Annotated in this window: 14 protein-coding genes; all 14 read left to right on the top strand. The window is 47.8% G+C overall.

Annotation, left to right across the window (positions count from 1 at the left end; translation table 11 throughout):
- Nucleotides 1-47: 47 nt before the first annotated feature.
- Nucleotides 48-1019, top strand: coding sequence for a lipid A deacylase LpxR family protein (locus LRY47_RS09545; protein WP_295224672.1), 972 nt, complete (start codon nt 48-50; stop codon nt 1017-1019).
- A gap of 282 nt (nt 1020-1301) precedes the next feature.
- Nucleotides 1302-2324 carry a methionine ABC transporter ATP-binding protein gene (locus tag LRY47_RS09540; protein WP_295224669.1) on the top strand — a complete coding sequence of 341 codons (1023 nt, stop codon included), beginning with the start codon at nt 1302-1304 and terminating at the stop codon, nt 2322-2324.
- Nucleotides 2317-2988: a methionine ABC transporter permease gene (locus LRY47_RS09535; protein ID WP_295224667.1), complete on the top strand. Its 672-nt coding sequence runs from the start codon at nt 2317-2319 to the stop codon at nt 2986-2988. Before LRY47_RS09540 ends, LRY47_RS09535 begins: the two co-directional genes overlap by 8 nt.
- Nucleotides 2989-3005: 17 nt before the next feature.
- Nucleotides 3006-3854 (top strand): MetQ/NlpA family ABC transporter substrate-binding protein, encoded by an 849-nt coding sequence (locus LRY47_RS09530; RefSeq protein ID WP_295224664.1) that lies wholly within the window; start codon nt 3006-3008, stop codon nt 3852-3854.
- 134 nt (nt 3855-3988) lie between these two features.
- Complete coding sequence (locus tag LRY47_RS09525; RefSeq protein WP_295224662.1) at nt 3989-4576, top strand: hypothetical protein; 588 nt, start codon at nt 3989-3991, stop codon at nt 4574-4576.
- The gene (locus LRY47_RS09520) at nt 4551-4910 is read left to right on the top strand and encodes a response regulator (RefSeq protein WP_295224660.1); all 360 of its coding nucleotides are present in this window, start codon (nt 4551-4553) and stop codon (nt 4908-4910) included. The genes LRY47_RS09525 and LRY47_RS09520 overlap by 26 nt, the downstream gene beginning before the upstream one ends.
- A complete protein-coding gene (locus LRY47_RS09515; RefSeq protein WP_295224659.1) occupies nt 4910-6007 on the top strand; it encodes an HDOD domain-containing protein in 1098 nt (365 codons plus the stop codon). The genes LRY47_RS09520 and LRY47_RS09515 overlap by 1 nt, the downstream gene beginning before the upstream one ends.
- Entirely contained in the window at nt 5994-7559 is a 1566-nt protein-coding gene (locus tag LRY47_RS09510; RefSeq protein ID WP_295224657.1) for a PP2C family protein-serine/threonine phosphatase, read from the top strand. Before LRY47_RS09515 ends, LRY47_RS09510 begins: the two co-directional genes overlap by 14 nt.
- Nucleotides 7560-7570: 11 nt before the next feature.
- Nucleotides 7571-8254, top strand: coding sequence for a bifunctional demethylmenaquinone methyltransferase/2-methoxy-6-polyprenyl-1,4-benzoquinol methylase UbiE (ubiE, locus tag LRY47_RS09505; protein WP_295224655.1), 684 nt, complete (start codon nt 7571-7573; stop codon nt 8252-8254).
- A 103-nt stretch (nt 8255-8357) separates the two neighbouring features.
- Nucleotides 8358-10400, top strand: coding sequence for a methyl-accepting chemotaxis protein (locus LRY47_RS09500; RefSeq protein WP_295224652.1), 2043 nt, complete (start codon nt 8358-8360; stop codon nt 10398-10400).
- Between the two features lie 23 nt (nt 10401-10423).
- Complete coding sequence (locus LRY47_RS09495; protein ID WP_295224650.1) at nt 10424-11587, top strand: UbiD family decarboxylase domain-containing protein; 1164 nt, start codon at nt 10424-10426, stop codon at nt 11585-11587.
- 47 nt (nt 11588-11634) lie between these two features.
- Nucleotides 11635-13272, top strand: a complete 1638-nt coding sequence (locus LRY47_RS09490) for a ribonuclease J (protein WP_295224648.1) — start codon at nt 11635-11637, stop codon at nt 13270-13272.
- On the top strand, nt 13273-14064 hold the full coding sequence (locus LRY47_RS09485) for an undecaprenyl-diphosphate phosphatase (protein ID WP_295224646.1): 792 nt from the start codon (nt 13273-13275) through the stop codon (nt 14062-14064).
- On the top strand, nt 14055-16346 hold the full coding sequence (locus tag LRY47_RS09480) for a DNA translocase FtsK (protein ID WP_295224644.1): 2292 nt from the start codon (nt 14055-14057) through the stop codon (nt 16344-16346). The genes LRY47_RS09485 and LRY47_RS09480 overlap by 10 nt, the downstream gene beginning before the upstream one ends.
- Nucleotides 16347-16352: the final 6 nt, after the last annotated feature.

The following is a 16352-nucleotide window of genomic DNA, read 5'->3' as shown; positions in this document are numbered from 1 at the left end:
GGTATAAAATGTTAACATGCTCCCGATATGATTTCGGGAGCTTTTTTTTGATAAAATTTTTAGTCTTTTTCACAGTTTTTTCTGTGTCCGTCATCGCCTTTGCAGAGGACAACGGCACTTTCAGCCTTGTGGCGGAGAATGATATATTTCACAGCGACAGGTACTATACGAACGGGATAAGGGCTTCGTGGCTCAGTGCGCCAAACGGCGGCAACAGCCTCGCCAGACAGGCGGCTAAGTTTTTTCCTCTTTTTCCCGAAGAATATACGGTTCGAACAACCTATTCGTTCGGTCAGAGCATGTATACTCCCACAAGCATAACACAGGAAAACCCGCCGGAAGGGGACAGACCTTATGCCGGATGGCTTTACGGCTCCGTGGGGCTTATTGCCGAGGACGGGAGGCGGCTTGATCAGCTTGAGCTGACGGCGGGGATAGTGGGTCCCGCGTCGCTGGCGGAAGAAACACAGAAGACCGTTCATAAGATAATAGGTTCCGACGATCCCAAAGGCTGGCACAACCAGCTTAAGAACGAACCGGGGTTTATTCTGATGTATCAGAGAAGCTGGCGGAAACTGGCGGAAAAGAGCGTTTTCGGGATGCCTGTTGATTTCACTCCGCATATCGGAGGCGCTGCCGGTAATATATTTACATACGCTAACACCGGTTTTATGGTGCGCTACGGGCAGCAGCCCGATCTTGATTACGGACCGCCGAGAATTCAGCCAAGCATGCCGGGTTCCGGTTTTTTTGTGCCGGAGGACAGGTTCCGCTGGTATGTGTTCACTGGACTGGACGGCAGAGCAGTTGCTCGCAACATATTCATAGACGGCAACACCTTTTGCGACAGCGTAAGCGCCGACAAAAAGCCTTTTGTTATGGATGTGCAGTTCGGTGCTGTTATGTCGTGGAAAAAATACAGATTCGGGTATACTCAGGTTATGCGCTCCCGCGAGTTTGAAGGGCAGGGGAGCAGATATCAGAGTTTCGGGGCTATAAGTTTTTCTGCGCAGATGTAGATTTTTTATTGTTGACTTTTCGGGAAAGAATAATATATAAAAATCATAGATTAAATGGGTTTTAAGTGCTTAACGTAAATAATGCCAAATTATTGAAAGGCGAGACTGCTTCGTCACTTTATTCCTCGCAGAGACTTAATTTCGTTATGTCTTCGCGAGGGCTTTATGCCCGAAGCGATCTCATTTTAATATAATTTTGTTGCTATTTCATTAGTCGCGTTAAACACTACGGATGGCGCGGTATTCTGCCGTGTCTGTTATTTGTTTTTTTAAGAGGAACATATGATTCAGATAAGAAACCTGTCAAAGGTTTACCCCGCGCGCAGCGGTGATGTCAGGGCGCTTGAAGGCGTATCTTTCGACATTCCTCAGGGGTCGATATACGGCATTATGGGTCTCAGCGGCGCTGGTAAAAGCACTCTGGTGCGCTGTCTCAATCTTCTGGAACGCCCCTCCGGCGGCGAAATAATCGTTGGCGGTCATGATCTGACAAAGCTCAGCGAAAAAGAGCTTAGAAACGCCAGACAGAAAATAGGCATGATATTCCAGCATTTTAATCTTTTACAGTCCAGAACGGTTTCCGGAAACATCGCTTTTCCCCTTGAAATTGCAGGTGTCCCTGCCGATGAAATCCGTTCCCGCGTGGCGGAGCTTCTGCCACTTGTGGGGCTTGAAGACAAGGCGGGCGCTTATCCTTCGGAGCTTTCCGGCGGTCAGAAACAGCGGGTTGGCATTGCCCGTGCGCTGGCACTAAAACCTGATGTTCTGCTCTGCGACGAGGCGACCTCAGCTCTTGACCCGAAAACCACCCGTTCGATACTCTCCCTTCTGCGGGATATCAACCGCAGTCTCGGGCTTACCATAGTAATCATCACTCACGAAATGCATGTCATAAAAGATATATGCACCCATGTTGCTGTTCTGCACGATTCAAAGTGTGTGGAGAACGCGACTGTTGAAGAGGTCTTTTTGTCTCCGAAGTCACAGGTGGCGAAGGAGTTTGTGTCAGGGATATTTAAGGCTGAGATACCCGAAGAGCTTCTGCGTGAGCTTGAATCCCACGGCGATTCGGAACTTGTCAGGGTATCGTTTCTGGGCGGTTCCGCATCGGAACCTATGATAAACGGACTTATCCGCAGCAGCGACGTTCAGGTTAGCATCCTTTTCGGCAGCGTTGACCACGTCCGAACTACTCTGTTCGGCAACCTGCTTCTGGAACTGCGCGGAACGGAAGAGCAGAGAAAAAAGGCGCACGAATATCTTCTGGGACAGAATCTTTCCGTTGAGAGGGTGAGCTATGAGTGACGGATATATCGCATCAATGCTGGGGCTTCTCACTCCGGCAGTGCTTGAAACTTTATATATGGTGGCGGCTTCCGCAGTTATGTCCTATGTGATAGGGCTTCCGCTGGGGATACTGCTTGTTGTGACATCAAAGGGGCATATTGTGCCTGCGCCATGGGTGGAGAGGACGCTGGGAACTATTATCAACATCCTGCGTTCCGCCCCCTTCATCGTCCTTATGGTGGCGCTGATACCGTTCACCAGAATGGTAATCGGCACGTCGATAGGCACAACTGCGGCGGTAGTTCCGCTGGTTGTGGCGGCGGCTCCTTTTGTGGCGAGGGTTGTGGAATCCTCCCTGAAAGAGATACCCCACGGGGTCATAGAGGCGGCGCAGTCCATGGGCGCGTCCCCTTTTCAGATAATTTATAAGGTACTGCTGCCGGAGGCGAAGTCATCACTTATTCTCGGCGCGGCAATCACAATAATCAATGTTATCGGCTACACCGCTATGGCGGGTGCAGTGGGTGGCGGCGGTCTCGGCGACCTTGCCATCCAGTACGGATATAACCGTTTCCGTACCGACGTGATGATAATCACCGTTGCTGTGCTTGTTGTATTCGTTCAGGCGGTTCAGACCCTCGGTACCAGACTTGCGGTCAGCGCAATGCATACAAAAAGATAATATAGACGGAGGTTTATATGAGAAAAAGAAGTATTACGGCACTCATTGTTGCGGTTTTCAGTGTTCTGCTTATTTCAGGATGCTCAAAACCCAAAAAAGAGGAGGCTGCGGCGGAACCGAAACAGGATGCCCCCGTGGTAATAAAAGTGGGCGCAACTCCCGTTCCCCATGCGGAGATTCTGGAGTTTGTGAAACCTATTCTGGCGAAAGAAGGTGTTGATCTTGAGATAGTGCAGTTCACTGACTACGTTCAGCCGAACCTTGCGCTGGACAAAGGTGATCTGGATGCTAACTACTTCCAGCACATGCCGTATCTCGATTCTTTCAACGAAGACCATGGACTTAGTCTTGTCGCTGTTGCAAAAGTGCATATCGAGCCTATCGGTCTTTATTCGTCAAAAGTGAAATCAGTTGAAGAGATAAAGGACAAAGCGGTTATCGCAATTCCCAACGATCCTTCAAACGCAGGACGCGCACTTGTGCTTCTTGAAAAGGCAGGGCTTCTGAAACTGAACGAAGGGGTCGGAATACAGGCGACAGTTCAGGATATAGTGGATAACCCAAAAAAGCTGACTGTTAAAACACTTGATGCCGCACAGCTTCCCCGCGCGCTTCAGGATGTGGACATAGCTGTTATAAATACAAACTATGCTCTTGAGGGCGGTCTCAATCCTTCAAAGGATGCTCTCTTTATAGAGGATTCCGATTCTCCGTATGCAAACATTCTTGTTGTGAAATCTGACAGGGTGAACGATCCCGCTCTTAAAAAACTTGCAGACGTTCTCGTTTCCGAAGATGTCAAAAAGTTTATAGAGGAAAAGTATAAGGGTTCAATCCTTCCTGCCCAGACCCTCATCACGAATTAGTACACATAATTCTTATCGTGCGGGCATTAAACCTGCCCGCACATTCTGTCTTAGTAAATATTTCGAGCATTTTACTGAAAATTCGTGTAAAATCTTTTTATGATTTTAATTCCAAGAAATCGGGGGTAGCTCGGATGTCTTCACCTGAGGATATTGAACGTCGTCTGGACGTTACATATCGGTATTTCTCCCACCATATCAGGACATGTACGTCTGTTGTCGTTGCCATGCTGGATGTAGTTGCGGAAGGGCTTACAGACAAGTCCATGACCGATATGATAATGGAGTCCGGTTATTTGCTTGACCTTTATGACAGAGGGATGAGCGTTTGTTTCAACCATGTGCTTGGGAAACCGCACGACATAGAGCTTGAAGATGTGGATATAGCTCTTCTCACAGGGCTTTATATCAAAAATGCAGTGTCGCAGGAGGGTGCAGCTGTAAACAGTCATCTGAAAGGCGTAAGCGTGAGCTGTGATGCGTACTCTTTTAAAAGCCTGTTTCAGATCCTTTTGCAGGAAGCGCTTTCGTCGTCTGCAGCGGAACTTAAGGTGACCCACGACGAGAACAAAATATATATTCTGCCCGATAAGGGTTATAATGAGATACAGCCCATATTTGCCATTTTTGCGGAGATTTTTGAGAGAACCGGTATAGTGATGAGCTATGATAAAACATCCATTATTTTGAGGTTCCATGATGAGAGTATTAATTGCCGATGATGAGCTTCGCCTTCGCAAAGTGGTGGCGCTTCATCTGAAGAAGAGTGGTTTTGATGTTTATGAGGCAGGAAACGGTCAACAGGCGGTGGAAATGGCAAAGGAGCTGGTGCCGGACGTCATCGTGCTTGACGTCATGATGCCGGAAAAGACCGGACTTGAGGCGTGCGCCGAAATAAAGTCCGTTCCCGAACTTGCTTCCATACCAGTCGTTCTGCTGACAGCCATGGCAGAATCCGACGATATTAAAAAAGGCAGGGACGCGGGTGCAGATGAATATCTGACAAAGCCGTTCAGTCCCAAAGAGCTGATCGACATAATAAAAAGCAGGTCGTGATGCGTGTTCTTTTCATAGGCTCGCAGGAGAGCAGAAACCTGTTTCAGTCCGCCATCGCCGGACACGGGGAGATAACTTCTGAGAAGAACGCGGATCTCTGCGTCATCGAAATAGCTGAGGCGTCCACCCTTTTCCGTCTGCCGAAGAAGTTCTCTGTTCCCACATTTTTCTACATCACAAAAAAAGACAGGCAGCTCCTTGACGCGCTTACGGATTTCAAAATTTCCGGGATATTTTTCCCTCCTCTGAAACCGGAAGAAGTGGTTAAAAAAATGTTCAGCGGAAAGGTTCAGACGTCCACAGCCAACGGCAGCGAGTTTGATACACTGAAAGCCAAAATAATAGCGAAAGCTGAGAATATCCCGCCTCTGCCTGCTCTTGCGAGGGAACTGGTAAGGCTTACGCGCAACGATAAGACGAAGATCAAGGATTTTGTTGACCAGATTAAGAAAGATCAGGGACTCAGTTCCCGCATCATAAAACTGGTGAATTCCCCTTTCTACGGTGTGCGTCAGGAGATATCCAGTATCGACAGAGCGACGGTGCTTCTGGGACTTAATACCGTCAAGAATCTTGCGCTGGCTGTTTCAACCGAGTCTTTTTACAATAAAAATTTCAGCCTGCTGAAAACAACAGGTCAGAAAATATGGCAGCACGGATTTGCCGTTGCAAGACTTTGCGAGGCTATCGCGAAGCTGGTGGGCGAAGACGAGGACGCGCTTTATCTGGCAGGTCTTATGCACGATATGGGCAAGACCGTTATTGTGGACTTTCTTGTTAAGGAGGCGGTCACAATTGAAGATGAGCGCAATCAGCTCGGAACCGACCACTGCGCCGTTGGCGAGCTGGTACTTACCAAATGGGCAGTGGTTAAGAGCATAGCCGAATCAGTACGCTATCACCATCAGCTTGGCAAGGACACTTTCAGCCGCGTGCTGTATTTTGCCAACCAGATGCACAAGAACATAGACGACACGGAGGCGCTTGAGGACACAATTTCCGACTGTGCGCTTGCACTGGGGCTGCCACTTGAAAAACTGCACGAGGCGGTTGACCCTGTGCTGGATTCGGAGAAGGCGGATAATGATATTTCCTAAAAAGCTTCTCGACGCTCTTTTTGCCAACGGTATTCAGGATTTTTATCACGGGATGCGTGAGTATCTGGATAGCGCATGCTTTGCGCCTTTTACCATATGGCAGATAGATATGAGTATCTGTACGCCCGTGACAGGCGCGCATAGAAATGCGGAAGGGAAATACGACATACACGATCTTGGGTTCGACGGCACCGGAAATTCAAAGGAACGCCATACCCTCGAATTTTTCGACGAAAAGATAGAAGTTTACGGTACCGTGTTTTTCAGTCATATGGGAACTGTATACTGCGCAGTCAGTTTTCATGAGGCACCGGAATATAAAATATTCGCGGAACTCATCGCTTTCAGCGACTATATAGGACAGCGGCTTGCGGAGCTTATCGCCCGTGAAAAGAACATAAACGTATATGTGGATTACCAGAAGAAGATCGAATTTGTTAAGCAGAGCAGCAGGATACTGCGAGCTGTTGAGCTTGACGAGGTTGTGGCGCTTGCACTCACATTCTTTATGGACGTCTTTTCCGCAGAGGCGGGCTGTGTTCTTCATAACAGCGAGTTCATAGGCTTCGGGCTGGAAGAGGGCGACGTGCGGAACAACATCCGCATCGGCGAACAGGGCGCTTATTCCTATGTGATGGGTGTAGACTACACGGAATTTATCGAGGACCGGATAGACTGTTCCAAATTCAACATTGAGAATATATTTTTTATCTATGAAGAGACAAAGAACATCCGCATTCTGCTTTTCAATATACATTTTGACATAATACCGGATAAGGAATTTTCAGAACTGGTTTCGTCCATCGTCTCAACTGCTGTTGAAAACGCAATGTATCATCAGAAAATGACAAAACTGAAAATTCAGGAATCAGAAATGTCCGCAACAGGCGAGATACTGAACAAGTTTGTATCCAAATCCGTTTCGGCAGACTGCGGAATATCCCTGCGCGGTATAAACCATCCGGCACGCGCTGCCGGCGGCGATTATATGACTGTGAAAGAAACGCCGGAAGGGCTTTTTTTCTGCATTGCCGATGTTTGCGGGAAAGGTTATTCCGCAGCCGTTTTTACTGTAGTACTCAGCGTTTTCACAGAGAATGCCGATCTTTTCGACAGGGATGTCGCGCTGGACAAACTGGCGGGAACACTGAACAGCTTCCTGCTGGGTAAAAATTTCGGCGACAGATTCATCACGGCTTTTTTCGGCTTCATAGATAAAAAAGACCTCAGTCTTCGCTACATCTCTTGCGGACACGAGCCGATCATGCACCTTTCGGAGAGCGGTGATAAAACAATAGTTTCAGACTTTCTTCCTATCGGGCTGATGGAGGAGAAATACACGGTGAAGAGTGAACCGCTTTTAAAAGGCGACACGCTGTTTCTCTATACCGATGGTCTGATTGAATATATGACCGAAGATAATCTTATGAAGAAGGTCAAACAGCTTGCAAATTCCGGTGCTGATAATATACTTGATGTTCTTTACGAGGATATGGTATTGGACAGAGATATGCAGAAGGATGATTTCACCTGCATGATCATAAGGATTTAAGGGGTTTTTTCTTGGAACAGAAATCAAAAGAAATACAGCAGATGTTTGACAATATTGCCGGAAGGTACGATCTTCTGAACAGGGTTCTGAGTTTCCGTACCGACGTGCGCTGGCGGAAAAAAGCTATTAAACTGGCGGGTATCGCAGGCGGTCAGACAGTTCTCGACCTTGCGTGCGGAACAGCCGACATGATGATAGAGATGGACAGAAGGGTTTTGGGCGTTAACCTTGTGGGCGGCGATTTCAGCTATAACATGATGCTGATAGGTAAACAGAAATTCCCGAAAGGTTCGTTCAGTGTGGCGGATGCCCACTGCCTGCCGTTTGCCGACAACAGTTTCGACAGGATTACCATATCATTCGGTTTCAGGAATGTGACCGACAAGCCGAAAGGTCTGAAAGAGATGCACAGAGTGCTTAAAGACGGCGGAAAGCTCTGCATACTTGAGTTTTCACAGCCGGAAGGACCGATTTTCAGCAGACTTTACAGGCTTTATTTTACGAAGATACTCCCTTTCATCGGCGGTATCATCTCCGGAAACAGAAAAGCATATGAATATCTTCCCGATTCGGTTTACAAATTTCCTAAAAAGGATGTATACCGACAAATGATTCTTGATGCAGGATTTTCTGAAGCTCAATTCAATCCGATGAGCTTTGGTATCTGCGATGCCACAATTTGCATAAAAAAATAATGATTCATTATGTTAATTTTTTATTGAATTAATGTTTGTACACTCTATATTTTTTCATACACAAATACACTAACGATTAGATTCTATTGGTTTTGGGGGAAAGATGAAGATTAAAAGCATCAGAGCGAAATACTCGCTGTATTTCGGCATTCCACTGATACTCATTTTCCTTATTCTCGCCTATACGACGGGAGAAAAAGTGAAAAAAGAGATGCTTCTCGAATCAAGAGCATCGCTTGAGGAAAACACAGCGGTTTTGGGCGAAACCGTTAATCTTTTTTATGCACAGTCAATTGAACTTGTCAGATCAAACTTTTCAACGTTCCGCACCCTTCTTTATATGAAATCTGAATTTTCCATCGACAGCGCGAACACAAAAACCGTTAAAGCTGTGGATCAGAAGAGCGGCGACGAATATTCCGTGACTATCCCCGCCATGATGTATGACGGCGAGGATATCTACGGCAACTTTACACCCGTTGATGCAGCGGCAAAACGCGCGGATATCAAAGGACTGACCGCTACAATATTTCAGGTTATAGACAAGGGGCTCCTGCGTGTTTCCACGAACGTTATGAAAAAAGACGGCACCCGCGCGGTGGGTACTTTTATTCCGCGTGATTCCGTTGTTTATCAGACAGTGATGTCCGGTGAAACATACAGAGGCAGGGCTAACGTTGTCGGTAAATGGTACTGGACTGTATATGAACCCATAAAATCAGGCGGCGATGTTATCGGCGTGCTTTATGTAGGGATATCGGAAGACGTACTTCTTGACTCAATAAGAAATTCGTTCTCAAAGATGAAGGTCGCTGAGACCGGATTCCCGTTTATAATCGATACAGAAGGCAACTATCTTGTTCACCCTCAGAAACAGGGTCAGAACGGGCTTGAGGATAAAGACACCGAAGGGCTTGCTTATATCAAAAAGATGATAGAGGAAAAAAATGGCGAGATAGAGTACAGCGATCTTAAAGACGGCGAACCCGCAGTTAAGCTTCTGAAATATTTCACTCTTGATAAGCTGGGCTGGGTCGTTGCCACAGGCTCATATGAAAGTGAATTCCTTGTGTATCAGCAAAAAGTTATCAAGGGTCTTGCATTCATACATGTTGGAGCGATAATAACCCTTCTGCTCACGGTTATAATAGTCACAGGGATACTTGCGAAAGACCTTATATTCCTGCGCGATAAAATGACCGATGAGAGAGATCTGACCAAACGGATCACGCTGGACAGAACCGACGAGGTAGGTCAGCTTGCGGCATACATGAATACCTTTGTCGAGAATCTGCAAAGGATAATCGTAAGGGTTAAAGAGAGTACCACAGACCTTTCAAGCATAAACAGCGAACTCGCCTCCACAATGGAGGAATTCGCGGCTACTTTTCGCATACAGACCGAAGAGATAACCGGTATCAGTTCAGAGCTTTCCGCCGTTCGGGAGCAGGCGGACGCTGTTGAGAACAGTCTGGGCAATATCTCCGTTCAGACAGACGAAACAATATCCAAGACCAGAGACGGCGGAGTTAAGCTGGACAGGTCGCTCAGCGCCATACAGGATATAAACACTCAGGTGGATGAACTTTCCGCCACAGTTGACAGGCTTTCCGAATCTTCAGGGGAGATAGGAAATATCATAAGCGTCATCAGCGATATTGCAGACCAGACTAACCTCCTTGCGCTGAACGCTGCCATTGAAGCTGCAAGAGCAGGGGAGGCAGGCAGAGGATTTGCGGTTGTTGCCGACGAGGTGCGCAAGCTGGCGGAGAAAACCCAGTCTGCTACAACGGAAATAGGCAAGATAATCTCCACCCTTCAGTCTGAAACCCAGACGGTGAACTCCACAATGAAAGAGGCGGCTGAAACGGTTACGGTGGGCGTAAGCACCATCACCGATGCGAAGGTTACTTTCGACGGGATCATCAATGCCATGGATCAGATTAAAGGTGCCAATTCGAGCATGTCCTCATCAGTTATGGAGCAGACAAGATCTATGAACGAGATAGGCGCGCGGCTTGAAAACGTTACCGACAGTATAAAACAGAGCTTCGTTGCCGTTTCAAATGTGAACGACACTGTGGCTCAGCTCCAGAAAGATTCTTCGGAGCTTATGGCACTTGCCAACGAGTTCCGCACAGAATAAAGGTGCGTTCTCCTTTTTTTTATGTGTATAATCGGGTATGCCGTCAGGAGGACGTTATACCCGATTTTGATTTTTACCTGAAATACACAGAGATACCCTTTCTTGAGGGGGAACGCAGCGGGGAAGAGCTTTCAAAACTGGCAAAAAGCGGCTGTATGAACAGTGAACCGCCTTTTTTTGCCTGTGTTGCAGGTTCAAAGTTTCCTCTGCTTATAAATGCCTTCGCGTCAATGGAGCGTCTTGAAGCGGCATGGGGCATGTCCGCGGACACACTTGCCGAGCGCGCAAACCGTCAATCGCGGGATATTTCACAGCTTTCTTTTACAGATCCCAGGGCATACGACACTCTTAAAGGGCTTGAAGACCTCCCGCTCTGCAAATTCCATGATGGCGATACGTCAGGTTCCATAAACCTTGGATGCGTCATAAACGAACACAGCGGCATATACCATGGCGGAATCTACCGCATCGAACCCATCGGCGAAAAGCGTGCTGTTATCCACTGCGCTGACAAAAGCGGACTGGCAAAATCCATAGCAGAAGCACACGGAGACATTCCCGTCACTATCGCGGTGGGCTGTTCGCCGTTTCTGGTGTTCACATGCGCATGCAGTTTTCCATATGACACGGACGCTTTGCGGCTTGCTTCCCGTCTTGGCGATGTAAAGTATATACGCACTTCCGGTTTCCCTGTTCCGTCTGATACCCGTGTTATAATCCACGGGACTGTCGGTGCGGAGCGCGCCAAGGGCGGCAGGTTTCTGAATCACACCGGACGCTTCACCGAGCCGAAGGATTTTCCAGTGCTGAATATAAAATCCGTGCAGATGATGCGCGGCGGTTTTTTGCAGACAATGATAACGGATATTCCGCCTATGGAGAACGTGTATCTTGGTCAGGCTGCTGCTCGTGTCAATTTCTACCGTTTTCGTGAGAGCTATTCCGCAGTGCGGGACATACGGCATCCGGAAGTGGGCGTATACGGGCGGCTCTGCTTTGTCCTTGCGGACGGAATTAACGATATTCTGCTGAAAAGACTTAAAAATGACCCCTTTTACGGCAGGTTTTCAAAAATATTTGTGTTTGATGACGATACCGATATAACAGATATTTCCCGTGTCTTCTGGCGTATCGGGCATAGCCAGAGGTTTGGAAGAAATATTGACGGGAAGATATTCATCGTCTGATGTTTAACTTGCTTGTATTTTCTTCAGGACTTCATTAATATACTCTTATGTCTTGTTCTATTTCAATTTTAGGCGGTGTCGGCGAGATAGGCATGAATATGTATGTCTACGAGACCGAAAGTTCCGCTATTATTGTTGACTGCGGAGTAATGTTCGCAGATAGCAGCTTTCCCGGTATAGACTACGTTGTCCCGGGCTTTGATTATATCGAGCAGATAAAGCATAAGCTGAAAGGGGTTTTTATAACCCACGGACACGAAGACCATGTTGGCGCCGTGCCGATACTTCTGCGTAAATTTGATCTGCCCGTGTACGGAGGAAGGCTGTCGCTTGGTATTCTGGCCGCAAAAGGGCGCGCCAGACACTGTCCCTTTGACCTCAATTTCATCGATCCCAGACAGACTGTACAGGCAGGGTGTTTCTCGATTACTTTCATACCAGTAACCCATTCCATCAGCGATACCTATGCTCTGCATATCGTCACGGAAGATTTCTCTGCGCTCCACTGTTCCGATTTCAAGATAGACCAGACCCCTGTGGGCGGCGAACCTTTTTGTCCTGCTGATTTCACAGTGCTTGCAGAACAGGGACTTACAGCTCTGCTGATAGATTCCACTAATGCCGAGAGGGAAGGATTCACCTATTCCGAATCATCTATCCGCAGCGATCTTTCAAAAATATTCCGCAACGCAACCGGACGGATATTTTTCACGACATTTTCGTCAAACGTCGACAGGTTCAAGCAGGTTTTTGACATTGCACGCGAATGCGGACGCAAGGTTGTTCTGGAAGGTGCGGCTCTGGACAGAAACGTGTCCATTGCGGCGGATCTGGGGCATATCGCACTGCCGACCGACATGATAGTTGATCTTAAAACTGCAAAGCGGATGGATCCCGACAAAATATGCTTTATAATCACAGGTTGTCAGGGAGAGACGAACAGCACCCTTTACAGAGTGGTTTCCGGCGAAAGAAAAGACCTCTCCGTTAAGGATGGCGACCTTTTCGTGATATCCGCTCGGGTTATTCCGGGCAATGAAAAGAATCTGATAAATCTGGTAAATATGATATACAAGTCAGGCGGTACAGTTGTTGACATCGGCAAGAACCGGATACACGTTTCCGGTCACGCATCTCAGGAAGAGATTAAGCTGATGGTGAACTTCACCCGCCCGAAATACGTCATCCCAATACACGGCGAGCCGATGCACCTTATCACCATGAAAAGGATGCTTAAAAGCATGTCCATGCTGGACAACGAAAACGTGCTGATGCTTGAGGACGGCGACAGAATAAAGTTCCATCGGGGCGAATTTGAACGCAGGGACAAGGTTCCCGCCAGTAAGATATTCATCGACCTGCGCGGTCATTTTTCCATGGACGAGGAATCCGTACGCGAGCGCAAACACCTGAGCCGCGACGGAGCCGTTACCGTTGTTATGCGGAAAAACCCCGACGGCACGTTTGAACTGCCTCCGGTGGTGGAAACTGCGGGCTTTAAGCCGGATGAAAAGAATCTGGCAAGACTTCAGGAGTTTCTGACGGAACATATGCATGAATTTATTAATGCGGAAGATTATGACAACACGGAGATTAAGGACGGACTCAGACGCCTGACGAAGCGGTATTTCAAAAAGACACTGGACAGAAGACCGCTGGTAATCCCGGTTGTTACGGAGAAATAAATGAGTTATTTTGATGCCATTATTTTAGGTATCGTTCAGGGGCTGACGGAATTCCTTCCGGTCAGCAGTTCGGGACACCTTGTTCTTGCACAGGCACTTATGAAAGACTTTCAGCAGCCCGGGATGCTTTATGACACTCTGCTGCACGGCGCCACACTGGGCGCTGTTTTTGTCTATTTCCGCCACAGAATATTCGAGCTTATAATCAGCCCGCTGGGGCTGGTGAACAGCAGCTATAAGGTTATTTACTTCGAGAATAAAAGATTTTTCTGGGGAATAATCATTGCCACCATCCCTACAGGCATTATAGGACTGTCGCTTGAAAAGAGTGTCGAGGGGATGTTTGCCACGCCTACGTTTGTCGGATATTTTCTGATAGTGACATCGGTACTTCTGCTCTTTTCCGACAGATTCCACGGGCAGAAACTGATATCAGCCGGAACAGCCTTTATTATCGGTATTGTTCAGGGCATCGCCGTACTTCCGGGGATTTCCAGAGCGGGTTCGACAACGGCAGCAGGACTTTTTCTCGGTATAAAACGTTCGGAAATGGGAGAATTTACATTTCTTATGTCAATTCCGGCGATAATAGGAGCTATAATTCTGCAGTCAAGGCACCTTGACGCAGTGCCGTCTGCACATATCCCGATGTATATCGTCGGGATGATAGCGGCGTTCATAACGGGACTTTTTGCCATAAATATTATGGTATACTTTATAAAACGGGCAAATCTCAGGGCTTTTGCTCTGTATTGCCTCATAGTGGGAATCATATCAATAGTATGGATATAGAAACCAAAAGCATCCGAGCCGACATTGTTTTTCTTGCGATCGCTTTTCTGACGGTCTTTGCCGCTCTTGCCATCTATTCCCATTCGGAATCCGACCCTGGTTACACCTTCATAGTCTTTTCAAACTATGAACAGAACGTTTCAAACCTGTTCGGCAAGACGGGAGCCTATATCAGCGATATCCTTGCGACTTTTTTCGGCTGGACGACGTTTCTGCTTCCCAGCGTACTCATCTGGCTGGCGTACAGCGCACATCTGCACCGTAAAAACAAGGCAATGAAATGGAAACGCACGATTTTCCGTTTTATCCTGTTTCTTATCCTGCTTTACCTGCTTTCAACTCTGTCCGGCTTTTTGGGCGGTACGGATTTCATATTTTCCCAGAAACCCACAGGCGGTCTCTGGGGACTTTTTTCCGCTGACCTGTTTTCGTCACTTGTGGGGCGGGTAGGCGGGGTTATCGTCTGTATTTTCCTGATACTGCTGACACTTCTGGCGCTCTTTCCGAGGGTTATAATCAGCTTCATCCGCGACGGGATTAACCTGCCGAAGATACCCGAACTGAAGAGAAAGGAAGGTTCCAGCCGTGTTGTAACGGAGGATGAAGAGCCTGACTACGGCGATTTCATGCCTGTTAAGAATATGCCCGTTGACGAAAATTCTCCCATAGGCAGTCTTAACAGATCTGTGGGTGCTGATAAGGAAGATGTTTATACTCCTCCATCAAAGGTTGCGGTGCCTGAAAAACCTGCCGTTCAGACAGTTCCGAAGGTTGAAGAGGAACTGGGAAACCTTGAAAGTATAGCGGTGAATAAGCCGAAAGTTAAAGAGCCGTTCAACCATGTGAATATAAAAGAACCCGTCACCATGGAACAGGTCATAGGAAACTACACCGTGCCTCTTTCCCTTCTGGACGAGGCGAAGAAGGACAGCCGCGCCGAATCTCCCGAAGAGATGAAAATTAAGGGCGAGCTTCTGCTCTCCAAACTTGCAGATTTTGGCGTTAACGGTAAGATACGCGAAATTCAGCCGGGACCAGTGGTTACTCAGTACGAGTTTGAGCCAGCACCCGGCGTTAAGATAAACAAGATAGCAAATCTGACCGACGACCTTGCTCTGGCAATGTCAGCGGTCAGCGTGCGCATAATAGCTCCTATCCCCGGCAAATCCGTTGTGGGTATAGAGCTTCCCAATAAATACCGCGCGATGGTATCTCTCAGCGAACTTCTTAAATCGAGAGAATATGCCAACAGCCCCTCGCCTCTTACTTTCGCAATGGGGAAGGACATAGCAGGAAAAGGCTATGTCAGTGACCTCGCCACCATGCCCCACCTTCTGGTGGCGGGAACAACAGGCAGCGGTAAATCCGTGGCAGTGAATACGCTTATATGTTCAATAATATTTAAAGCCTCGCCCGACAAAGTGAAATTTATAATGGTCGACCCGAAGATGGTTGAGCTTTCAGTTTACGACGATATCCCACACCTTGCCGCACCGGTTGTCACAGACCCTCGCAAGGCGGCGAACGTCCTTAAGAACGTTGTTGAAGAGATGGAGAACAGATACTCAGCTCTTGCGTCACTTAAGGTGCGCAACATAGATTCATATAACATGAGGGCGGAAAACGACCCCGAACTGCCCAAAATGCCCTATCTGGTGGTTATCGTGGACGAGTTCGCGGATCTTATGCTGGTTTCCGGAAAAGAGGTTGAACAGTCCATCATCCGTATTGCCCAGATGGCGCGTGCGGTGGGCATACACCTTGTTCTCGCGACACAGCGCCCATCTGTCAATGTCATTACAGGTATCATAAAAGCGAACATGCCGGCACGTCTGTCGTTCCGTGTTTCGTCCAAGATAGATTCCAGAACCATTCTGGACACCGGCGGTGCTGAAGTGCTTCTCGGCAAAGGTGACAGCCTTTTCATTCCGCCGGGCATGAGCGACTGCACACGCGTACACGGATGTTTTGTTTCGGATGAAGAGGTGGGCAGAATAGTTGAACACCTTAAAAGCATCGGCAAGCCGGAATACAACATGGATCTTGTGCGCGAGCAGAGTCTTGACGCTGAGGATGTCGACGACAGCGAAATGGATGAGAAATATCAGGAAGCACTTGAACTGGTGCGCCAGAAAGGTTTCGCCTCCATATCCATGGTACAGAGATATCTGCGGATAGGCTATAACAGAGCCGCGCGCATTGTTGAGATAATGGAAAAACAGGGTATCGTGGCTCCCAGCGACGGTACTTCCAAGCCCAGAGAACTGCTCATTAAGGACTAGGAGACC

Source organism: Seleniivibrio sp. (genome assembly GCF_021209385.1).
Taxonomy (GTDB): Bacteria; Chrysiogenota; Deferribacteres; order Deferribacterales; family Geovibrionaceae; genus Seleniivibrio.
This window is presented reverse-complemented; position numbering and strand designations above follow the sequence as displayed.